At 54.5% G+C, this 22,472-nt stretch carries 15 protein-coding genes, 2 tRNA genes, 1 pseudogene and 1 CRISPR repeat array; of the genes and pseudogenes, 7 read left to right on the top strand and 11 right to left on the bottom strand.

The annotated features are described in order from the left end of the window. Window positions 1–142 precede the first annotated feature (142 nt). Window positions 143–2,713 (top strand): aminopeptidase N, encoded by a 2,571-nt coding sequence (pepN, locus tag SPI05_RS05720; protein WP_321076939.1) that lies wholly within the window; start codon window positions 143–145, stop codon window positions 2,711–2,713. Window positions 2,714–2,860: 147 nt separating this feature from the next. Here the strand turns inward: pepN and SPI05_RS05715 are convergent, their stop codons facing one another. The 4 genes from SPI05_RS05715 to SPI05_RS05700 form a co-directional block, all read right to left on the bottom strand. Next, window positions 2,861–4,969 (bottom strand): PTS transporter subunit EIIC, encoded by a 2,109-nt coding sequence (locus SPI05_RS05715; RefSeq protein ID WP_321076938.1) that lies wholly within the window; start codon window positions 4,967–4,969, stop codon window positions 2,861–2,863. Between the two features lie 172 nt (window positions 4,970–5,141). Continuing rightward, entirely contained in the window at window positions 5,142–7,313 is a 2,172-nt protein-coding gene (gene malQ, locus SPI05_RS05710) for a 4-alpha-glucanotransferase (protein ID WP_321076936.1), read from the bottom strand. Window positions 7,314–7,469: 156 nt separating this feature from the next. Continuing rightward, a complete protein-coding gene (gene ettA / locus SPI05_RS05705) occupies window positions 7,470–9,152 on the bottom strand; it encodes an energy-dependent translational throttle protein EttA (RefSeq protein ID WP_295027239.1) in 1,683 nt (560 codons plus the stop codon). A 111-nt stretch (window positions 9,153–9,263) separates the two neighbouring features. Further along, window positions 9,264–9,836 carry a single-stranded DNA-binding protein gene (locus SPI05_RS05700; RefSeq protein WP_321076933.1) on the bottom strand — a complete coding sequence of 191 codons (573 nt, stop codon included), beginning with the start codon at window positions 9,834–9,836 and terminating at the stop codon, window positions 9,264–9,266. A 215-nt stretch (window positions 9,837–10,051) separates the two neighbouring features. Between SPI05_RS05700 and SPI05_RS05695 the strand changes: the two genes are divergently transcribed. Continuing rightward, window positions 10,052–10,124, top strand: a tRNA-Arg gene (locus SPI05_RS05695). A 137-nt stretch (window positions 10,125–10,261) separates the two neighbouring features. Beyond that, on the top strand, window positions 10,262–10,675 hold the full coding sequence (locus SPI05_RS05690) for a hypothetical protein (RefSeq protein WP_321076931.1): 414 nt from the start codon (window positions 10,262–10,264) through the stop codon (window positions 10,673–10,675). Window positions 10,676–11,154: 479 nt separating this feature from the next. On the opposite strand, the gene SPI05_RS05685 is transcribed toward SPI05_RS05690, so the two are convergent. The 7 genes and pseudogenes from SPI05_RS05685 to SPI05_RS05660 all read right to left on the bottom strand — a co-directional run bounded on the left by SPI05_RS05685 (window position 11,155) and on the right by SPI05_RS05660 (window position 16,865). Further along, complete coding sequence (locus SPI05_RS05685) at window positions 11,155–11,691, bottom strand: hypothetical protein (protein WP_321076930.1); 537 nt, start codon at window positions 11,689–11,691, stop codon at window positions 11,155–11,157. Between the two features lie 216 nt (window positions 11,692–11,907). Next, complete coding sequence (locus tag SPI05_RS05680; protein ID WP_321076928.1) at window positions 11,908–13,365, bottom strand: AAA family ATPase; 1,458 nt, start codon at window positions 13,363–13,365, stop codon at window positions 11,908–11,910. Next, window positions 13,362–13,607 carry a hypothetical protein gene (locus SPI05_RS05675; RefSeq protein WP_321076926.1) on the bottom strand — a complete coding sequence of 82 codons (246 nt, stop codon included), beginning with the start codon at window positions 13,605–13,607 and terminating at the stop codon, window positions 13,362–13,364. Before SPI05_RS05675 ends, SPI05_RS05680 begins: the two co-directional genes overlap by 4 nt. A gap of 237 nt (window positions 13,608–13,844) precedes the next feature. Next, a pseudogene (locus SPI05_RS08990) lies at window positions 13,845–14,162 on the bottom strand (bifunctional DNA primase/polymerase); the annotation flags it as partial. 302 nt (window positions 14,163–14,464) lie between these two features. Next, window positions 14,465–14,677, bottom strand: a complete 213-nt coding sequence (locus SPI05_RS05670) for a helix-turn-helix domain-containing protein (RefSeq protein ID WP_321076924.1) — start codon at window positions 14,675–14,677, stop codon at window positions 14,465–14,467. Between the two features lie 252 nt (window positions 14,678–14,929). Further along, window positions 14,930–15,568, bottom strand: a complete 639-nt coding sequence (locus SPI05_RS05665) for a hypothetical protein (RefSeq protein ID WP_321076922.1) — start codon at window positions 15,566–15,568, stop codon at window positions 14,930–14,932. Window positions 15,569–15,581: 13 nt separating this feature from the next. Next, window positions 15,582–16,865 carry a site-specific integrase gene (locus SPI05_RS05660; protein WP_321076920.1) on the bottom strand — a complete coding sequence of 428 codons (1,284 nt, stop codon included), beginning with the start codon at window positions 16,863–16,865 and terminating at the stop codon, window positions 15,582–15,584. Window positions 16,866–17,143: 278 nt separating this feature from the next. On the opposite strand from SPI05_RS05660, the gene SPI05_RS05655 reads away from it, so the two are divergent. The 4 genes from SPI05_RS05655 (at window position 17,144) to SPI05_RS05640 (ending at window position 21,219) form a co-directional block, all read left to right on the top strand. Then, complete coding sequence (locus SPI05_RS05655; protein WP_321076918.1) at window positions 17,144–18,355, top strand: ROK family transcriptional regulator; 1,212 nt, start codon at window positions 17,144–17,146, stop codon at window positions 18,353–18,355. A 65-nt stretch (window positions 18,356–18,420) separates the two neighbouring features. Continuing rightward, window positions 18,421–19,041, top strand: coding sequence for an oligoribonuclease (orn, locus tag SPI05_RS05650; protein WP_321076916.1), 621 nt, complete (start codon window positions 18,421–18,423; stop codon window positions 19,039–19,041). A 132-nt stretch (window positions 19,042–19,173) separates the two neighbouring features. Further along, window positions 19,174–19,248 (top strand) — tRNA-His (locus tag SPI05_RS05645). A gap of 570 nt (window positions 19,249–19,818) precedes the next feature. After that, entirely contained in the window at window positions 19,819–21,219 is a 1,401-nt protein-coding gene (locus SPI05_RS05640) for an NAD(P)H-quinone dehydrogenase (protein WP_321076914.1), read from the top strand. 155 nt (window positions 21,220–21,374) lie between these two features. Then, window positions 21,375–22,434: a CRISPR direct-repeat array (repeat unit 36 nt; unit sequence GCTGGGAATCAGTTCACATAATCCTTGGTATACTTA). Window positions 22,435–22,472: the final 38 nt, after the last annotated feature.

Here is a 22,472-nt window from a genome sequence, read left to right as displayed (position 1 = left end):
TCAACGCAGATACCTCCCCTCGTCATTGGCGCATGAACCATAACTTAAGTCTAGTTTAACTACAATCTTTACGCTGAAACTTCATCGAAAAGGGCTTAGACATGGAAGAATATATACCGATTGCAAACTCAAAGGAGCGTAAATGCCAGGAACTAACCTCACCCGCATCGAAGCCGAGCAGCGCTCGGGAATCGTCAGTGATGTCCACTACCGTGTACATCTCGATTTGACCCAAGGAGAGCGCATCTTTCATTCCGTGACGGAAGTTGACTTTGCCTCCCAACCCGGTGCCTCGACTTTCATCGACCTCATTGCCGATTCCGTCACAGAAGTGACCTTGAACGGGACAGCACTGGACCTCTCGAATTACGCAGATTCCCGGATTTTCCTGCCAGATCTGCAGGAACACAACAATCTGCGGGTGGTAGCTGATTGTGTCTACATGCACACCGGCGAGGGACTGCACCGTTTCACAGACCCCGAGGACGGCAAGTCTTACGTATACTCCCAGTTCGAGGTGCCGGATTCTCGCCGCGTCTACGCCGTTTTTGAACAGCCCGACATCAAAGCGGACTTTACCTTTACTTTCGTGGTTCCTCCCGAGTGGAACGCGTTTTCCAACTCACCCACCCCGGAGCCTGAAATCGCCGCTGACGGTGTGCGCACGTACCGTTTCAGCCCCACCGAAAAAATCTCGTCCTACCTGACCGCCGTCATCGCGGGCCCATACGTGGGAGAAACCGGCGAAGTGACCTCGTGCGATGGCAGACGAATTCCCCTCGGCGTCTATTGCCGCGCCTCCATGCTGAAACACCTGGATGCCGCCGAAGTCATGGACATCACCCGCGCCGGTTTCGAGTTCTACGAAACCTCCTTTGAGCGCCCCTATCCTTTCCGTAAATATGACCAGATTTTTGTTCCCGAATATAACGCCGGAGCCATGGAAAATGTGGGCTGCGTGACGTTCCGTGACGAATATGTGTTCCGGTCCCGTCCCCTGCAAACCCGGGTGGAACGCCGTGTCGTGACCATTCTGCACGAACTGGCTCACATGTGGTTCGGCGACCTCGTCACGATGAAATGGTGGAACGACTTGTGGTTGAACGAATCCTTTGCCGAGTTTGTGTCCACCAAAGCCACAGCGGAAGCGACTGAGTGGAAAGACATCTGGACGACCTTCTCTTGTTCGGAAAAGATTTGGGCCTACGGCCAGGATCAACTGCCTTCCACTCACCCGGTCGTGGCCACCATCAACGACTTGGAAGATGTCCAAGTCAACTTTGACGGCATCACCTACGCAAAAGGTGCCTGCGTGCTGTCCCAGTTGGTAACGTACGTGGGTTGGGATAACTTCCGCTTGGGGATTAAGGAATACTTCGCCAAACACGAGTGGTCCAACGCCACCTTGACGGACCTGTTGACCGAACTGGAGGCAACTTCCGGTAGGGACCTAAAAGCCTGGTCGCGCAAGTGGCTGGAAGAAGCCGGAATGACGTGGCTGCGTCCTGAAATCCAAACGGACGACAGCGGGGCGATTACTTCCCTGCGCATTGTCCAGGAGCATTTCAATGCCGACGCTACCCCGCGACCTCAACATATGGCGGTATGCGCCTACAATCTGGAACAACGCGATGGCAAGACCGTGTTTGTTCCCGGTCACCGCGAGGAATTTGACATGGAGGCCGATGAATACAACCTTCCCGGTTTTAACGGGCCGCGTCCCGATGTCATTTTGGTCAACGACGGAGACATGGCTTATGGCAAGGTTCGGTTAGACGAGCAGTCTCTGCGCACAGCTTGCGAACACATCGACGCATTCACCGATTCGCTGCCTCGTTCCCAGATTCTGTCCATTCTGTGGGACATGGTACGTGACGGCGAGGTTGGCGCCTCTCACTACGTTGATGCCGCCCTGCAGGCTCTCATGGTAGAGACTCACCCCATGGTAGTTTCGGTCACTTTGCGTAACCTGGACACTTGCATCGAAAGCTACCTGGCCGTAGAAAATCGCGAAGCTGCAGCCCGAAACGTCTCCTCACGTCTGCGGATGCTGTCCCGCCTGGCCAAGGCTGACTCGGATACGCAGCTGCAGCTGGTGCGCGCCGCCGCTCGCCGGGCACGGACGCCCGAAGACATCGCCGCCAGCGCCGCCCTTCTGAATGGCAGCGAAACCCTCACGGGTCTGCGGATTGACACGGAGTTGCGGTGGAACCTATTGACGTCTTTGGCGGCAGTGGGACACGTAGACCGCGCCACTGTCGAGGCAGAACTAAATAATGACGACACCGTAAATGGGCGCGAACGTGTCCTGCAGGCCGCAGCTTCGCTGCCTGATCCTGCGGTAAAAGCCGAGTTCTTTGACCGTGCATACAGCGACACCGCTCTGACCAACGACCAACTGGCGTCCATCATTGCCGGTTTCAACCGGGCTCAAGATCCACTGCTGCTAGCTCCTTTTGCACAGCGTTACTTTGAGACGCTACGGGAGACCTACGATACACGCACCCACGAGATTGGTGAACAGCTCATCGAAGGCATGTATCCTGCCGCGCTGGTGGGCTTGGAGTCCAGCGGCGTGGACGTGCTGACGCTCACCCAGGAATGGCTCTCGAATAATGCAGACGCTCCCGCGGCACTGCTGCGGATGATGCGCGAGAATCAATCCGGCGCCGAACGCATCGCGAAAGCTCAGCAGCGCGACCGCGAGGGGTAAAGCCCTGCGGGAATCTCAGCCTGCGCAACCGTACGAAGGATGCTCGCTGACACCGTTAGCCCAGTAGCTGTTTGCTCCTGGGACCTCTGGTTTTATCCTCTTGCCCGCTGTGCCGGGCAGTTGTGACGGTTCTGACGCTGCGAACGGTTACTGTGGGCGCGGCCGAGAGTCTGGCTCGGAAGGAATTTCCGGCGGGACGACCGGAGGCTGGGGTGCGGAAAAATTCTGAACGGCCGGGTTGGGCTGTGGCATGGCTGCAGGATTATAGGCTGCGGGATAACCGTAGGCGTTTCCTTGGTAGCCATAGAGCTGGTGGTTATATCCGCCGCCGTACTCTGGTCTGTATTCGGGATAGGCCGGGTATGCTTCGGGATAGCCTGGTGCTTGGCAACCATAGGGGTTCTGGGCGTATCCCTGCGGAGGATAAGCGGGGTTTGGCGCGGCGATGTCCTCAGGGTAGGTCTCTGGATAAGCCTCAGGCGACGGTATTACGGGCTGCGATGGCTGGGCAGTGGACTCGTTTACTGGTTCAGTTTGCACCAGCGGCTGCTCAGGTATCGATTCAGGATTAACTGAAACAGGTTCAGCGGTCACAGGTTCGGCAATGACGGGCTGATCCGAAGCGGTGTCGGCGGCAACTGGTTCAACCAAAGCTGGTTGCGCCGGAACAGTTTTTTCCGGAGCAGGGCAAGCAACGGGGGTTTCGTCCCGAGCCGAAGTCGACTCACCAGTCTCGAGGGTGTCCTTGGCATTGTCCGATTTCGGGCTCGCGAGAGCAGGGGCAAACTTCACGTCCCCCGAGTTGTTGGGGATGCCCATAAACGGCTTGGTGATATAGGGCACACCGAATCCACCCAGATTCAACCGTTTCCCTTTGATCTTTATAACGAAAGTGGCAATCATGACGTAAATGGCAGCATACAGCACCCCCATGATGAGCAGCACGAGGATGCCTTCTCCGGTTCCCATCCACCGCAGCAGATCCACCACGCCAGGGCCTCCCGCCCAGCCAATAGTGACGCCTAAGACGGCGGTGATAGCGTAAGAAAATGCCGAGGCGACAGCGTGTACCAGCAACAGGGCGGGAGCCGCAAAAAACAGCAGATACAGTGCCGGTTTTTCGGCTCCGACGGCGAACGTGCTGGCAATCAGGAACCAATACATAATGCGCCAGTATTGACGGTTGCTTCCCTTCAGCTGCAACAACAGCACCAAGAACAGCGCTGCCAGCCCAAACGCGACCACCGGATACCCGCCGGACAGGAACAAGGCCTGCTGACCCTCCATCTGCGTACCGCCGTACACGAAGCAGCGGTAAGAACCGTTGAGAGTGTCGCCTTGGGTGGTTTGGCAACTTCCATATACGTTGTAAGGCACGATGTTCAATAGGGAGCTGATTCCAGTGACTTCCGCAATAGGGTGAAGCAAACCGTAGAGTGCCGCCCCTAAGGGGCCTGGTGCCGCCATCATCGCCGTGCCGACAGCCACGGTAATAATCAGGTATAACAGCTGATAAACCACGCCAACCACAATGCCGAGAACCACTCCGCCAGTCGCGCAAATGACCACGACCAAGGGAATCCCGCTGACCATTCGAGCCCAAGAAACGACTTTGCGGAACCGGAACTCACTCCAGCAACCAGCGACCAGGAATCCCACCAAAACGCCGCCCATCAGCCCCAAGTCAACGCCGGAAACTTCCCCTTGGGAAGATGCGGTACTGTAGCGAGACAGAGCCATCGTGGCGCCAAGGTAACCGGACCAACCCGCCAATACCGCTATTCCGATGGCCGCGTTGGGGCGCTTAGCCGCTGCAAAAGCCAACATAAATGCCACAATCAAAGGAAAATACGACTCGATTGTGGTGCCGACATAGTACAAAATATCCGCCACCGGCAAAATCGCAGGAAAAACTTTGCCTAAGCCCTGGTCGCCAAGGATATGCCCCTGCCCCAAACGCAGGGACAATTCTGCGGCGCACAGCAGCAACAGCGCTACGAACAAATACTGCAGGAAACGTTCGTACCACCCCGGCGTCAGGAAACGAGCGAAACGCTGCCGCTTTACAGCATCACGAGGGGGTTTTGCTTCTTTCGGACGCTTTGCTGGTTTATTCACTTCACGGGCTCTTTCGGACTTATTCTTAGCTTTGTCGGCCCGGCGCTGAGCAGCGGAGATGCGATTTGACTCAGCATCGACCACTGCTTTGGCTGCTTTGCCCTTGCCCGCCACGCTGGCACTTCCTTTCCTCAGCATCTCCAGGTCAGACTGTAGTCACAGATACCTCAGCCAACATCATTTTCAATTTTGCCATAAATTCAGCGCAGGAAACGTGTTTTACGTGGCAATCAGGAGCCTCTCCAGGTGCTGGGATTTGCCCTCACCTGAGCGAGGATACAACTCTCGGGGCGATTACCCTCAGACAGAGCTAACTTTCGCTGTCCTCTGGAAGCTGCGGATTCACCAGTTCGCGCATCGCTTCACAGATTTCGCCCACACCCACGTAGTATTCCAATTCTTCCACTTTGACCGAGCGTCCCAAGGAGTCCGACAGCGGTATGCGCCAGTTCGGGTATTCGTTGTTGGTACCGGGCTGATTTTGCATCCGCAGGTCTCCTACCGCGTCAACCAAACTGACCACGGACAGCTTTGCCCTGGTCTTGCCGATAAAACGGTGCAGCGCCAGAATAAGTTCAGACTCGGTCGGATAATCGTTTTCCAGCAGCCCCATGTTCCGCAGTTGTTCCACCAGCTTCGCAACATCGTCATACAACGCGTCCTTGGCCTGTTCCAAAGGCTGGGGCAAGATTCCCAAGCGATCTTGGACTTCCAGGTGTACCGCGCGGAGGAATCCCAAGGTAGGGGGCAAATCGTGAGTGTTCACTGCAGCCATGCACATTTCGCGGTATTGGTCCGGAGGTCTGAAATCACTACCGTTGCGTTCAAACCACAGCACCGAAGTGCCCAGAATACCGCGGTCTCGCAAGTAATCGCGAACCCAGTCCTCGACTGTGCCCAAGTCCTCCCCGACCACTACGGCGTGGGCTCGGGCAGCTTCCAACAGCATGATGCCCACGGTGGCCTCGTGGTTGTAACGAACGTAGGTACCCTCGTTGGGGTCAGCTCCCCGCGGAATCCACCACAGGCGAATCAGTCCCATCACATGATCGATACGCAAAGCGCCGCAGTTAGCCAAAGCGCGGTGAATTATCCCCCGCAGGGGTTCCCAATCGTGGGTGGCCATATAGCGCGGATTCATCGGCGGCTGGGTCCAGTCTTGCCCCAGCTGGTTGTACATATCCGGCGGAGCCCCCACGCTCATGGATTTCACGTAAGCATCCGGGGTGGACCACACGTCGGCACCGTACTTGTGCACCCCAACCGCTAGGTCATTCATGATGCCAATCGTCATGCCGGCATTTGTCGCAGATTCCTGGGCGGCGTGAAGCTGGGTAGAGGCAATCCACTGCAGCCAGCAATAGAACTCAACCTGCTCGGCAAGCTCCTCCCGCAACGCCGCCACGCGAGGACTGGAGACATCGGCAACATCGTCGTCCCACGGCCCTTGACCGAAACGATCGTACAGGGCACACCACAGGGCGAAGTTTTCCAGATCCTGGCCGCGTGATGCCGTAAAGTCGTGGAACTCGGCTTCGCGGGAGTTGCTGCGCTTGACCTTGAAAATGACTTCCAAGGCTTCACGTTTGGCTTTCCAGGAGCGATCCCGGTCAATCTGCTTCGCGGTATCGACCGGGAAAAGCTCATTGGAGGCCTGGGCAAAAGCGACTTTCACCAGGGATTCAGAGGTGGAGTCCAACTGGTTATATTCCGCGATGTCGTCAGGGCGAATGTAAAGCGGGTTCAAGAAGCGCCGCGACACGGGCAGGTAAGGGGAAGGCGTGATAGGCACGTTGGGCTCGCCCGCATGCAACGGATTGGTCAGCACGAAGTCAGCGCCCTGGCGTCCGAAGATTTCGGCGATATGACCCAAATCGTGGAAGTCTCCCATCCCCCAAGAACCGCGGGAGGACACCGAATACAGTTGCGTCATTACGCCCCAGGAGCGGGAATGCTCTAAATTCCCCAGCGGCAGCCGGTCAGGGACGACCGCAACCTGCTGAGCAAACTCGCCTTCGACTGTCTTGGCGTGCAGGGTATGGTAGCCCCACTCGGTGCCTTCAGGAAGTCGGAACGTTGCCTCGCCGCGCCGGCCTTCGGGACCAAAATCGCGGGGTTGGACCCAAATATCAAGCTGTTCCAGCGGCCTAGTATCACCGTTCTCGGTTTCCAACCAGACTTCCAAGCTGGTACCGTCAGGCACGTGAACCGGGATATTCGCCCCTTGGGACTGGCGCACCACCAACCCTTTCGGGAGGGTGGAAAACCAGTATTCCCGGTCCATCGACTCGTAAGCACGCCCGATATCATCGCTGCTTTGCAACGTGAAGCCGAGAGCGTCGATGACCCGAACCAGAGTCGACTGCGGCACCTCGTGGTAGTTTCCCGCAAAATCCCAATAGTCCGTATCCACCCCCAGCCGACGGGCTAAGTCCTGGACTTGGGGAAAATAACCTTCAAGATAGTGCGTTGTTTCGGCCACTTTATCGAATCCTCAAAAATCCGTTTGCTTTTCTCCACACGCCGAAATCCGACGCCAGACGATTTACTTTAACGAATTCTAACCGCTCCGGCCTGATAGCGGGCAAACACGCGGGATGCTATAACATTTTTCTGTATCTCCCCGGTATGGCTACCCTTACCCGCGAGTCAGTTTCCGGTAAACCACCCGGTGCGGGCGGGCGGCTTCCGGTCCCAGTCGCTCGACCTTATTGGCTTCGTAGCCTTCAAAGTTGCCTTCGAACCAGAACCACTGGGCCGGGTTTTCCTCGGTACCCTCATAAGCCAAGATGTGGGTCGCTACTCGGTCGAGGAACCAGCGGTCGTGGGTGACGACCACGGCACAGCCGGGGAACTGCAACAGGGCGTTTTCCAGCGATCCCAAGGTTTCCACGTCCAAATCGTTCGTCGGTTCGTCCAGCAGCAGCAGGTTTCCGCCCTCTTTCAAGGTCAGAGCCAGGTTGAGGCGGTTGCGTTCCCCACCTGACAAGACGCCCGCGGGTTTCTGCTGGTCAGCGCCCTTGAACCCGAAAGCGGACACGTAGGCGCGCGACGGCATCTGGACCTTGCCGACCTCGATATAGTCAGCCCCGTCCGAGACGACCTCCCACAGCGTCTTGTCCGGGTCGATGCCCGCACGAGCCTGGTCGACATAAGAAATCTTCACGGTTTCCCCGATTTTCAGCTCGCCGCCGTCGAGGGGTTCCAACCCGACAATGGTCTTAAACAGGGTCGTTTTCCCTACCCCGTTAGGCCCGATAACTCCCACGATGCCGTTTCGCGGCAAGCTAAAGCTCAAGCCGTCAATCAAAGTACGGTCCCCAAAACCTTTCTTGAGGTTGGTCGCCTCCAGTACCAACGTGCCCAATCGCGGCCCCGGCGGAATCTGGATTTCTTCAAAATCAAGTTTCCGAGACTTCTCGGCTTCCGCAGCCATCGCTTCATAAGCCTGCAAACGGGCCTTCGACTTGGCTTGACGCCCCTTAGCGGATTGGCGCACCCATTCGAGCTCTTCCTTCAACCGTTTTTGGAGTTTGGCGTCTTTACGCCCCTGAACTTCCAAACGTTCCTGTTTCTTTTCCAGGTAGGTGGAGTAGTTACCCTCATAGGGGTACAGGTGGCCACGGTCGACCTCCGCAATCCACCCCGCCACGTGGTCCAGGAAATAACGGTCGTGGGTGACAGCAATGACTGCCCCCTTGTACTGGCTCAAATGTTGCTCCAGCCACAGCACCGACTCGGCGTCCAGGTGGTTGGTCGGCTCGTCTAGCAGCAGCAAGTCCGGAGCTTCCAGCAACAGCTTGCACAAGGCGACTCGGCGGCGCTCCCCCCCCGAGAGCGTTTTCACGTCCGCGTCTGCCGGTGGACAGCGCAGCGCGTCCATCGCCTGTTCCAACTGATTATCCAGGTCCCAAGCATCTGCGGCATCGATGGCTTCTTGGAGCTGACCCATTTCTTCCATCAAGGCATCAAAATCCGCGTCCGGGTCGGCCATTTGGGCTGAAATCTCGTTATATCGGTCCAGTTTGGCCTTGATTTCCCACACGCCTTCCTCGACGTTGCCCAACACGTCCTTGTCCTCGTTGAGCGGGGGCTCCTGCAGCAGGATACCGACCGAATACCCTGGGCTGAGGATAGCTTCACCGTTGCTGGGCTCGTCCAAACCAGCCATGATTTTCAGGATTGTCGACTTGCCGGCACCGTTGGGACCCACCATGCCAATCTTGGCTCCCGGCAGGAAAGCCATCGTTACGTCATCCAAAATGAGCTTATCGCCGACCTTCTTACGGGCCTTCAGCATTGAATAAATGTACTCTGACATGCAACTTCCTTACAGTTTCGATGAGCCGAGCAGCATCTGGCCCGGAGGTCTATTGGGGGTGGGGTCTAATACCCGCACCCCCAATATGCTAACGGAAATCGCGAATCTTTTTCAGAACGGAACCCCATCAGCCCCCGCGCCGACCAAAGACTCCTCATCGGCGGCTTCGATTTCAACGTCTAGTTCGTCGAGACTTTCCGCGCTCTCGACGAGGTCCGACTCCGTCTGCGCGAATTCCGCGCCCTTCACGGTATTCAGAGAGTCCGCGGAAATATCGAATTTGCTCGGTTTTGCACAGTTCTCATCACTGGCGATTTCCTTGGCATACTTGATGTTTATCGAAGTGGTCCGCACCAGGTCAACCCCAATATGGGTCAGGTGCAAAGCGAGTTCCGGCCGTTTTTCAACGACACCGGTCGTCTGGTCGGTATGTTCGTAAGTACCGGGAACTAAACGTCCCTGGGCAACGACCGGATCGCCCTTGTGCAGTGACTCCGCAATGTTGACAGCGAAAGTCCCCCAGGCTTTGCAGTTGAACCACGTGGTTTCCCCGCTGGTCCAGTTGCCGTTGGCGTCACGATAACTGGCGTTGCAGGCCAGAGAGAACCGGACCCAGTGGGTGCCGGCGGAGGTCTGGCGCAAGACAGGAGTATTTCCCAAATACCCGCTTACTGTTACTGTCATGGAGCTCATTATTGTTTTCCTTTCCCGAACGCCCCGGCGTTCGTAACTGTTGATAGCTGCCAGATAGAACAGCTCTCAGTTCGAGGGTTTCGCAAAGACTCGAATGGTCCAAGACAAGATTTTTTTACCTGTGGATAACCCATTTATTCACAGGGGCGAGAATGCCGGAAATAAGCTAAACTGGTCGAGTTAGCAGATTTTTGGTTAACCGGCCAGCCTTCGTAGCTCAATGGATAGAGCAACGGCCTTCTAATCCGTAGGTTGTGGGTTCGAGTCCCACCGAGGGCGCAACTATAAACGTTGCAATAACGCTAGAAAGTCATGTTTAGATAAACCTGGATACCCTGTCAGGACATACCCAGGACATAAGCGAAACAGTTTTCGTCTACGGTGTTCCGTCCCTAAACAACGGAAAGAAAACGACAATGAACACACTCACACCCGCCGCCCCTACCGCGGCCGATACCACAACTACCTACACCCGGCCGGTACGCGCGCAAACAGTCAAAGCCACCACAGGAACGCAAGACCACAATGCCCCAAACCGTGCTAACGCTGACTACCTGAACTCTGAAGTAGCCCGCCCCGTGCCCGGTGTGAAACTCAACCCTGGCATAGCGCACCATATTCAACGCGCCCATAACCTCCACGACATCGGCCAAGTGGCACGCCTGTTAGACGCTGACGAAAACTATCTAGCGCAATGCCTGGAGGGCACCACGGAACCTAACCTGAAACTAATAGCTGAGATTGTTTCCCTAACCGGCCTGTCTATAGCGCAAGTAGCGCAACCAGCAACCAAGGGGGACTGTTTCGTTCCCTCATCAGACCCACACTAGAAAAAAAGGGGGTTACGTTTCGTTACCCCCTTGAAACCCTAGGTATCACCATTACAAGGGGGTGGCATTTCACCACACCGCTCCACGACCTCCCTGGTGGGTATCCCCTACCCCCGGCATTGCCTCCACAAGAGCGGCGGTGGCTGTTCTACGGTGTGAACGGGCACTCGTGCCCCTTGTGGCCGCTAACGGGTCTGTTTTCGTCTACGCCCCTCGTGATACGGTTCGAGAGAGGTCTGTTTGCCCCTGTCCACAGGGTTTTTTCTGGAACTGAACTTTTGTGTAGTTTTAGGGTGGTTTTTACCCCATGATTTAAGCGTTGCCCGCGGCCGGTTTCCCTGTTGCAAAGAGTAGCTGTTTTCCTGGGTTTTCGGTCTGTCGTATCTACCGTTTTACTCCCTGGTTCCGGGTACGCCATTTAAGCGGGTTTTAGTTGCGGTATTTTTGCCTCTAGCGCAACGTTTTGTGTCGAACTGAATCTAGCCAATAAATTCGGGGTCTTGTTCCCCTGTTTCGGGGTTCACCCCGATTAGATGCCCTAGCCCCATGTTTATAATCTTTCGCGCTAGGGTTTCCTCTTCGAGTCGTTGTTGTATTTCCAGCCATGTTAGGAAACTGCAACGGGGCTTTCTACCGCGGTAGGTTTTCACCTGAACAGCGGTTAGTTTTCTGCTCAGCTCAAATTCTTCGTCTGTCATGTACAGGTTCACCCTCTCACGGTTGCCGTCCCTAACACCCTTGGCGTAGCCACGTGAAAATCCCTCTTGGAATAGCAGACTGTTCTCACCTTGTGGGTTCTCTAGTTTCCAGTTGTACCAGTCGAACTCACAGGCGCGTTCTTTCCACCGGTTCCGTTTTGTCCAATGCTGCAAAGTGCCTACGGACTTACCCAGTTTCTTAGCGGCCTGTTCATAGGTGCGTTGTTCACCTAGACCGAGATACGTTTGAAAAGCCTCCCAGGCGGTATTCGTTTCCCCTGGTAGCCTTTCCCACGGCCGCGGTACCTCGTTTCCCATATCAAAATTCTATCCTCACCGGCGGGGTCAATCTTGAGGGCAACCCCTACAGGGGGGCTTACCCCAAACCCAAGCAAGACCGCTTCCGCGTATAGGCGCACGGAGTTTGTACGGGTTTTATGCCTGTAGGTATTTGTTTTGTCGAACGCCCCTCAGCGGGTTCAGCCCTCTTAGTTTGGTTGGCCGGAACCCGCTTGGGGGGTTGTTCGTTGGTTGCTAGTTTTCTATTTCCTCAAAGGGTAGAGGGGTGAGGTTCCCAATATCCTCCTTAGGGCTATGAGTGTCCGTGCTGGACTTGCTGGGCTGACCTGGGGTTTTACCTTTTACCCCGTCCTTGCTGGGCTGACCTGGGGTTTTACCCTGTTTTCCCTTTAAATCTTTCCCAGTAAGGACACCCCCTGTCCTTTCAGGAACCACCTGGGCATTTACCCCGTTTTCGGGGCTATTTTTCCCAGTACGGACACCCCCCTCATCTATAAGGGTAGGCGGTTCAACTTTTGTGTTCCCGGATAGATACTGTTTCAGCTGTTCCTCCGAGGAAAACATTTCCGGCAAATACCAAACTATTTTCGGAGGCACTTCCTTAGTCCGGTAGCGTTTTGCTCCTGACTGATTGAACGCACGTCTTACAGTTTTATCGGTTACTGGGAAAACCTCTACACATTCTTTGGTTAGTTCCATGGCTAAAACCACACCCTTAGCCTGGAGGCGTTCCCTAATGTAATCGGCGATTTCTTGCCTCTCGTTTTGGGTTTCCCCGTCTATCAAAATGTCGCGTTCGGAACAGATAGCCTCTTCGAAAGTTGTTTGAGATTCCACCGGGTCGCTAACCTTGCTCGACTCTACCGGTTTTCCTGACTCATCAACACCAGCTATCTCGCTGGTGATAGTGAACTCGTAAGCGGTTTCTGGCTTCTTTGCACTGTTGAGTTTCGCAACCTGAAACACGCTAGTGTCAGTTGAGCCAGGGGGTAGGTCTGTCCGTTTTGCAACGGCTATCACCCATCTCGCGGCTGTCTGCCAGTCTTTCGCCCCTGCCATCATCTCGCTAGCGATTCCCACCCCCTTACGGTTGTGTTTGATTCCTATAATCGTCACACCGTAGTCCTGAGCTAAAGCGTTGAGCGGGTAGACAACTGCTTGCACGTCTGGAGCCTTGTTTTCGTCCCCACTCATGACTGCTGTTATCGGGTCTAAAACAACCAGTAAAGGCTCGTCAGGGTAATATGTACGAAAATCGGTTACCGCTTGAGTAATGTCTGGCATATCTCTAGGGAGCGTTAGTTCCCGCTCGTGTTCTTTCCCGGCGGCAAACACTTTAGTCGTCAGCATTTGTATCCGTGTACAATCAGCACCGTTCACTTCCAACCGAGGCTTTGTGGTAGCCGCGGGCGAATCTTCAGGGCTGACCATCAACACCCGCCCCGGTATGCCCTCATAGGCTCCCGGTAGCGTGCCTCGCGTAAACTTAGCAACTATCCAGGAGACAAAAGTGGATTTACCGCAACCCCCCGCACCGGCAATAAAACCAACCGTGTTAGCGGGAATAAAACCGTCCCAAAAGAATCGCGGCTGTTCCATCTGAATATCAGCCATGCATTTCAAGCTGTACCGTTTCGGCGGTGTCTCAGGTTGTTCGAAAACCTCTTGATTATTCTGTATGCTCTTACTCAAAGCTGCACCCCCTCACGGTAGAGGCTAGGCAAATAGTCCGCGGGAAAACCGCAAGCCAGAGCCGCCCCCTGTTCGGGTCTCAAGCCCACACCTTGCCCCGCCCGGTTGCGTGCCACCGCGTCCCCAACCGCCCGGCCTATCTGTATCCCCGCTACAGGTGTTCCTTGTGTTGCCTCAATGAGCCGCGCATTAGCCGCGTCAAAAGGAGCAACCCGGTCATCTCGGCAAACATATCTATCCATCAGCCTTGAATACCCCTCTACAGCGTCCACAAGGCTCCCAGAGGCTGAACCAATATAGGAAGCCAAATTATTGGGTATCCCTACGGTGTTAGGTTTGCCCGTGTCCCAACTGCCAGACACAAGGGTTTTAGGAAACATCGTAGGCGGAAGAGGTATTAAACATTCCCCGCCCTTATATAGGTGCAAACCAGGGAAAACCTCACCTAACTGTGTTACCGGGTGCAGATTCGGTTTAACACCTGGGTCACACCGGAAAAACACATAACAGGAAAAACCGAAGTCTCCAGATTTCGCTATAAGCGTCCGAGGAATACGCCCGCCACAAATATCCGCTAACTGTTTAAGGCAACCGCCACAACGGGGGTCTACATGGATTATTAGCGTCCCCTTTGGTGGAACACCGTAAACACCGTTACCCCAATCGTTGCCATAACCTCTAACCTGGTCAGCGTTAAGGGTTGCCGTGTTGAACCCGTCTAGGAACGGTGTTACCCTCCAACCCTGCCTGATATAGCATTCCGCGGCCGCGGTATTTTGCGATATTACAGCCCGCATCGTGGTAGCCTTGGAGTATAGCGAAAATTCTTTTATAGCCCCCGCTGACTGTTCGGCGGGGGTGTTCGTTTCGTTGTTCATCTATTCGTCCCCCTCAACGTTTTCGAGAGTCAGGACGAACGACTCTAACCCGTGGGCTTCATCTTCCAGGATTGCCGTTTCGAGTTCCCTAACCATGCAACGAACCTGTGCAAGGGGTGAGGATTTGAGCCAATGTAAAACCTCCGCGGTAGTTGCCTGGTCTGTAGCATCGACGCTAACGAGAGTGCCTATCGAGTCGGAAAGAGTGAATTTGTAACGCATTATTTCACCCCCTCTACAGCGATACGGTCGATTTCCGCGGCTGGAACCATGACACGCCGACCCAGTTTCACGGTCTTGATACGGTTCGCATATTGCCAATCTTGGATAGCCCGGTAAGAAACATTCAATATTTGGGCTGTTTCTTTCAGGGAGTACATAGCCCTAGGAACAGAGTCCTTGGGGGTGAGTGTTGCTGTCTGATTAGTAGACATTGTTCTGCATTCCGCGTGCGCAAAAGAACACCTAATGATAGATGCTTGCTAGATTGCCGAAAATGCGCACACTTCACCCGTCATTAGGGGGGGTTCATGCGCTGAAAGGCACGCCCGGTTAGTTTCCGCCACCGGGTTACGCGGTTACGCTGGGGGGTTCGTGCCACGCGATTTTATGAGCACGCCCGGTTAGTTTCCGCCACCGGGTTACGCGGTTACGTTCTTATATTACACCAATGTTGTTTCGCGTGTTTAGAAAAGCGGTATTTCGCGTTCTTGTGCGTAGATTTTCCCGTAATCTTCCATCATTCGCGTTCTGTATTCGTCTAAAGGGTGGATTACTTCAAACCCACATTTACAGGTGACGTGCAGGGTATCTACCGTTTGCAAGTCAAAATCGACGGTTCCATAATCGGGTACGGTCACTGATACTTTTGCCCGGTCTAGCCCGTCATCAAATAGTCTTGCTTGGATCTTCTCTCTCTGCTTGGTGAGCGTTGAATACCTTGGCGGCATTCTCTTACGTTCATAACCCCAATTGCCTGCTTCCTGGGTTGGTTGTTTGCCCCCGGTTCTCGGTATCCACGTTTCTTGTTTCGCTAACAGTTCCGCAACGTATTCTGTCAGGTCTGGATTTAGCTCTGAGGCTGTTTTTAGCGTCTCTAACCGTGGGGTTTTTGCCAACTCCGACAATCCAGGCACAGGTTCAATCTCTATAGGCAACTGATATACTTCAAAAATTTCCCCATCCCTGAACATTCCCACCTCTTCATTTGGGTATAGTGCTGTAAGCTTTTTCAAGGTCGCTATGACTGTTTTTCCGTGCTTAAAATGCCACGTGTTTTCCCTGTCCTTGTAACTATGCACAAGGGTTATCGTTGAATACTCCATCGTCCTTCATTCTCTAGTTGTTCGCCGCGGTTGGTAGCTGGGTTACGTTGCTGTCTGTAGTGGCTAGCGCGGCCTGGAATGCGATAGTTGCGGTCGCTTTGTGTTGTGCCGTGTTCGCCTGTGCGTAGCGTAACACGAGAGAGGGTGTTTCGTGCCTGGAAAAGTCTTGCACGTCTTTCAACGACACGCCCTGTTGCAGCAGATTAGTTATCGCTGTACGGCGTAAATCGTGCGGTCTGAACTTTTCCAACCCTAGGCGTTTGGTGGCATAGTCCAGGGATTCAATATAAGAATTACTGACGATAAAACCCCCGTTTTTCCCGGGGAATACTAGGCCGTCTTTCCCGGTCATCGGTAGCGCTGCTAGGTGTTGTTTCATCATTTCGGCTAGTTCGTCTGCCATTTGCATGGTTCTAGCGCTGGTTTTCGTTTTAGGGGTGTCTATCTGGTTGCGCGTGTACTGCCTGGAAACCTTGAAAGTGTTGGTTTTGAAATTGAAGTCACTACGGCGTAGCGCTACAGCCTCCCCGATACGTAGCCCGGTGACTGCCATAAACAGGGTAAACAGGGCGTATTGCGGGGGTAAGCCTTTGATATGAACCTTTTCGCCGTCCTGGTTTATAGTGTCTTTGCCGTACGCCAGTAGGTGGAGTTCTTCGCCTGTCAGGGCACGCTGCGAACGCCTGTTAGGTGACTCACGTTCGTTTTTAATCAGCACCTTTATCATGTCCGGGGTTAATGGTGCACGGTCGATTACTTCATCTGATTCGGCGGCTAGCATAATGCCACGGAACATTTCATAGGCTTTCTTAGCGCTATTCGGATAGGTGACTTGTTTACCGTCTTTGTCTGTTTTAGAGATGCCTTTGGCTATCCAGGTGCGCACGTCAGCTTTAGTTATTCCTCTGATTGTCCGCTTGCCCCAATATGGCAACACATAGTCACGGAAAACACATTCATATCTGGCTGACGTACTGTTTTTCCAGTCGGTTTTCTTGAACTCTAGCCACTGGGTCGCATAGCTAGCGAAACTGCGTTCACTGCTTTCCCGTTCCCGGCGTTCTTGTTCTAGGCGCTGCTGGGCTTGCAGGGGGGATAACCAAACATTCCGGTCTATGTCTGCTTTCTGTTGGTGTAGCCAGTCGTGAGCGCTGGTTTTATGGGTGAAAGTCCTGCTAATGTATTGCGGTTCGCTATCGTCTAGCCCGTAGCGCGGGTTAGCGTATCGCGCTCGATAATTGCCAGAGGGGCGTTTATCCACGTTTCCAAAGCTGTTTTTTCTGACCTTGCCCGCCACTTTTCCGCTCCTTGCTGCTCAAAAGTCCGGTTTTCGCAGGACATACACAGGACATAAGCCACCGTAAAATCTTGCGTTTTAACGTGTTTCTACAGTATCATGGAAATATGGCATTTGCAAGGAATACCAACGAAAACTCGACTTTTTAGCGGAATAGCAACGGTCTAAAAAACCGCCCAATGTGGGTTCGAGTCCCACCGAGGGCGCTAGCACACAAACGAAGCCAAAGGTGTATTTGCTGGGGAAGGCTAACCTTTTAAAGGAAAAAAATTACTAAAATGGGGCTCGTGACTATGGAAAACCTTGTAGGCCCCGGTTCCCCTTCATCACTGCGCGTAGCAAACCAAAAGCGCGTTTTAGCTGCCATTATCGATGCGGGGGGGATATCTCAGGCCGAGATCAGCCGCCGCACCGGGCTGGCTCCAGCAACCGTGTCTAACATCGTTCGCGAACTGACTGAAGCCGAGATTTTACGCCTGGCAGAAGCCGCTTCCGGCCGGCGCGGCAACACGATTGCGTTTGCCCCTAATATTGGCTATGCCATGGGCGTGTCGCTGGAACGCGAACAGGTGCGGGTTGGGATTGTTACCCTGGATCACGAGATTGTAGACACGCGAGTCATCCCGCTGCCGCCCGAAACTACCGCCGACATCAACAAGGAAATGGCGGTTGACCTGTTTGACTCGATGATGGCCGCCAAGGGGCTAAAAAATGCTCAGATTGTGGCTGGCTGCATCGTCGTTGCCGACGCGGTTCGTTCGGATGGCCGCTTGTCCAACTACACCGCTATGATTCCGGGGCTTAGCGGAATCAACCTGGAGGACATTGCCCAAGAGGTTTCTCCTTTCCCGATTCTGACTGAAAATGACGCGAATGCCGGTGCTTTGGCTGAGCACATGTGGGGAGCCGCGAAGGACGTCGATGATTTCGTCTATATTGAGGCCTCTTCCGGTATCGGCGCGGGCATCATGGCAGGAGGCAAAATCCTGTACGGAACCGGCGGGATTTCAGGTGAAATCGGGCACCTCCCGATTCCGAACCATCATGAGTTGTGCAAGTGCGGTGGCAGCGGTTGTCTGGAGATGACGGCCTCTGCCAGTGCGATTATGGCTTCGCTGCGCAGCCTGGGGATGCCGGTGCACACATTGAATGACCTCTATCGACTCATCGAGGAAGGCGATGTGCGTGCTACTCGACGCATTCACGAGGCCGCCCGCGCTATCGGCTACGTACTGGCACAAGTGTGCAACATCTTAAACCCAAAGATGATTGTCATCGGTGGTGAGCTGTCCTATGCGGGCGAGGCTTTCTTAAACCAGGTTCGTGAGACCATTAACGAAATCGCCCTGCCCGATTGCGCAGCCGACGCCACCTTGCATTTGAGCGCCTTGGGTTCGTCTGCTCCCCTGCGCGGCGCCATGGCGAAAGCGGTTTCGATGGTGGATCTTGACGCGATTTTGCAGCGATTCTTATATGACGAAAGCAACTGAGCCTTTGGTCGGTGGGTGAAAATTTCGCCGCCGGATACGATTAATGAATGGGAGATTAGTACAGTATGGGAAACAAAAAAACCGACTCTTTGGTGTGGATTGACTGCGAGATGACCGGGCTCGATTTGGACGTTGACGAGCTGATTGAAGTTGCCGTGATCGTCACGGACGCCGAATTGAACCCGCTGGATTCTGGTATTGATTTGCTGATAAAGCCCAGTGCCACCGCAATGAATCACATGGGGGAATTCGTGCGTGAAATGCACACTAAGTCGGGACTGCTGGCCGAGCTTGACGGTGGTTTGAGCGTTCAGGAAGCCGGCCGCCAAGTTTTGGAGTACGTGAAACGTTATGTCCCCGAACCCGGAAAAGCGCAGCTGGCAGGTAATTCAGTGCATTCTGATAAAGCGTTCCTGGCGAAACAGATGCCGGAACTCATCAACTGGCTGCACTACCGGATTATTGACGTGTCCACCTTGAAAGAGCTGGCGATGCGCTGGTATCCGAAGGTTTACGGTTTGGCTCCTGAAAAGACCGGCAATCACCGGGCTTTGGGAGACATCATCGATTCACTCAATGAGCTGCGCTATTACCGTTCGGTGCTGATGCCGGCGGGCGAGGGCCCCAGCACGGAGGAACTGCAGGCCGCGGCCGCCCGGATTGTGCAGACTTCGCCTTTCAAGTAAACGGATGGTGTTTGCGCACAAGCACGTTCGGTGAGGTTGCCGCCAATGGCGGATTCCTCAGTAGGCGGGGCACGAGTTTCGCCTGGGCGCCAAAATCCGGTACGATAGTGGGGTTGCTTTTCGCAAGCGATGGTGGCTGTAGTTCAGTGGTAGAGCACCTGATTGTGGTTCAGGATGTCGCGAGTTCGAATCTCGTCAGCCACCCCAACGCCGGTCAAGGCGCATGCCTTGACCGGCGTTTTCGTGCCTGCGCAGCAGGCGGAGCCTCTCTCGACAAGCGCGTCGTAAGCTTGCTTACGTAAGCGGCTTGTTGAGAGAGGCGCGCGGCGGGCAAAGCCCGCCACGAAAAAGCCGCAAGGCATTTGCCGCTTCGGCTAAGGGGTGCGCAATCCGCCGTGAAAACGGCGGATTGCAAGCACCCGGACCTAGTGACAAAACGAGGGAGGGTGCGCAAGCCGCCGTGAAAACGGCGGATTGCAAGCACCCGGACTCTCTAGCGCCTGAATCAGAGACAAGTTGCACGAAGGACCGATTTCACTTCACTCGCACCCGATTCTTTAAAACCCAAATTACTCTCACCTGCATCTTTACAAAATATGATGTCGGCAAAAATACAACTCCCACCCTGAAATCGGTCGCTCATGCACGTACCTTTACAATCAGCACTCAAAATACCGAAAAATCCAAAGCCTAGCGCTTGTCTGGATTACCACCCCGTCAAACAGGTTTGCGCGGTTTGGCGCCACGCACGCATTTGATTTTTGAGACAATGAAACCATGTCCAGTAAAGATCAAACAGTGGTTATCATCGGCGGCGGTCCTGGCGGCTACGAAGCTGCAGCTCAGGCTCGTGTTCACGGGGCTCGCACGATTCTCATTGAGGAACAGGGTCCCGGCGGTTCCGCGGTTCTCACCGATGTGATTCCTTCGAAAACGTTGATTGCCTCCTCAGTGTGGATGGATAACGTGCGGCGTGCCGGAGAACTCAACATTGTGGAGGAAGGCAGCTCCTACACGGCTGACGTGCTGGGTATTTTTGACCGGGTAGGACGCATGGCGGGGACACAAAGCGCCGAGATTACGCACCGCCTGAGCGAAGCCGGGGTGGAGCTGATTCGCGGACGCGGCTCGATTTCGCCGGAAACCGCTGATAATGGACGGCGAATCGTGACGGTGGGCGAACGTCGCTTCGAAGCCGACGCGGTCATTGTTTCTACCGGGGCGCGCCCGCGTAAACTTCCCAAAGCCATGCCGGACGGCAAACGCATCCTGACTTGGAAACAGATTTATTCTCTCAAGACCGTTCCGTCGCACCTCATCGTGGTCGGCTCGGGCGTTACCGGCGCCGAGTTTGCCTCGGCGTTCAACTCGGTGGGCGTAAAGGTCACCTTGGTGAGTTCTCGCGAACACGTGCTGCCCAATGACGACCCGGATGCGGCGCGGCTCATCGAGGAAGTCTTCGCCAAGAACGGGGTCAATATCTGCGCCAACTCCCGAGCCGAAGCTGCCCGCGTGGTCGACGACGGGGTGGTCGTCACGTTGAGCGATGGCAGAGAGCTGAAAGGTTCTCACGTGTTGATGGCGGTCGGGGCGATTCCGAACACGGACCAGATGGGTCTGGAGGAAGCCGGTGTGGAGCTCGACGAGCGCGGGTTCGTTAAGATTGACCGAGTCTCGCGCACGACTGCGAATCGTATCTACGCCGCCGGGGACTGCACCGGCGTGTTCTTGCTCGCTTCAGTGGCTTCTGCACAAGGGAGGATTGCGATTGCGCATGCTTTGGGCGACGCGGTGGAGCCGCTGAACCTGGACCAGGTCTCCTCCAATATTTTCACCAACCCCGAGATTGCGGCCGTGGGAGTGACCCAGAAACAAGTCGATTCCGGTGAGGTCGATTGTGTGAGCGTGACGCTCCCGATTGCCCGCAACGCTCGCGCCCGGATGCGCGGCATTGACGAGGGCTTCGTGAAACTGTTAGCCCGTCGGCGCACCCGGACTATCGCCGGGGCAGTCATTTGCCTGCAGTATGCCGGGGAGTTCATTTTTCCGCTTACCCTCGCGGTTAAGAATCGCCTGACGGTCGATCAGTTTGCTAATACTTTCACGATTTACCCCTCCATCTCCGGCACCATCACGGAAGCGGCCCGTTCCCTGCACAAGATGGTGGAGCTCCCCTAACTTTTGTCCCTTTCCGAAAGCCGATACTTTGGCTCCCCGGGGGTTGGGTTCACAACACTCACTGGATAATACATACGTAACCGCCAGCGCCGTCGAGTATTATTCAGCATAATCTCATATATTCTTATTGCATATCGGCGGCGGCTCCGCCCATAGCTGGGAATCAGTTCACATAATCCTTGGTATACTTACCCCCTTGAAACCCCTGGTGGGACGCAAGCTGGGAATCAGTTCACATAATCCTTGGTATACTTAGGGAGCTTTTACGCCGCGTCAAGCAGGGGCTGGGAATCAGTTCACATAATCCTTGGTATACTTATGTGGCCTTTCTTCAAAAGGTTCGCGGCGCTGGGAATCAGTTCACATAATCCTTGGTATACTTAGGTCGTCCCAGTCCTCCGCCGCGATAAGGCTGGGAATCAGTTCACATAATCCTTGGTATACTTATTGAAACGGTAAATAAGGCAATGGGCATGCTGGGAATCAGTTCACATAATCCTTGGTATACTTACAGTTGGCGCCCTGGATACCGTGTTCGGGCTGGGAATCAGTTCACATAATCCTTGGTATACTTATGAGGCTGAGTTGAAAGCGTCCGCGCTCGCTGGGAATCAGTTCACATAATCCTTGGTATACTTATATCCAAGGCGATCATGACAGAACCACGGCTGGGAATCAGTTCACATAATCCTTGGTATACTTATAGGGCTATGTGGTCACGTCCGTCAAACGCTGGGAATCAGTTCACATAATCCTTGGTATACTTAATAGTACCGCCACTCACCGAAATCATCGGCTGGGAATCAGTTCACATAATCCTTGGTATACTTAAATGTTCTTGTCTCTAAAACCGCCGCGCGCTGGGAATCAGTTCACATAATCCTTGGTATACTTATCTTTCGGGCTGTTACGGATTGTATGTGGCTGGGAATCAGTTCACATAATCCTTGGTATACTTATCGTGCCGTTCGATAACACGATGGATACGCTGGGAATCAGTTCACATAATCCTTGGTATACTTACCACACACCGGGACAAGATAGCCGGACAGCTGGGAATCAGTTCACATAATCCTTGGTATACTTATCCACGGGCTTCGCCATTCCGGGCTGACGCTGGGAATCAGTTCACATAATCCTTGGTATACTTAGTTTTCGTCCCTGAGCCACTCGAAAAGCGCTGGGAATCAGTTCACATAATCCTTGGTATACTTAGACCAGGCCGGGCGTTCACGCGGATACAGCTGGGAATC

It is taken from the genome of Mobiluncus sp., assembly GCF_034180645.1.
GTDB lineage: Bacteria > Actinomycetota > Actinomycetes > Actinomycetales > Actinomycetaceae > Mobiluncus.
Note: the sequence above shows the minus strand (reverse complement) of the source record. Positions and strands in the feature narration are given on the sequence as shown.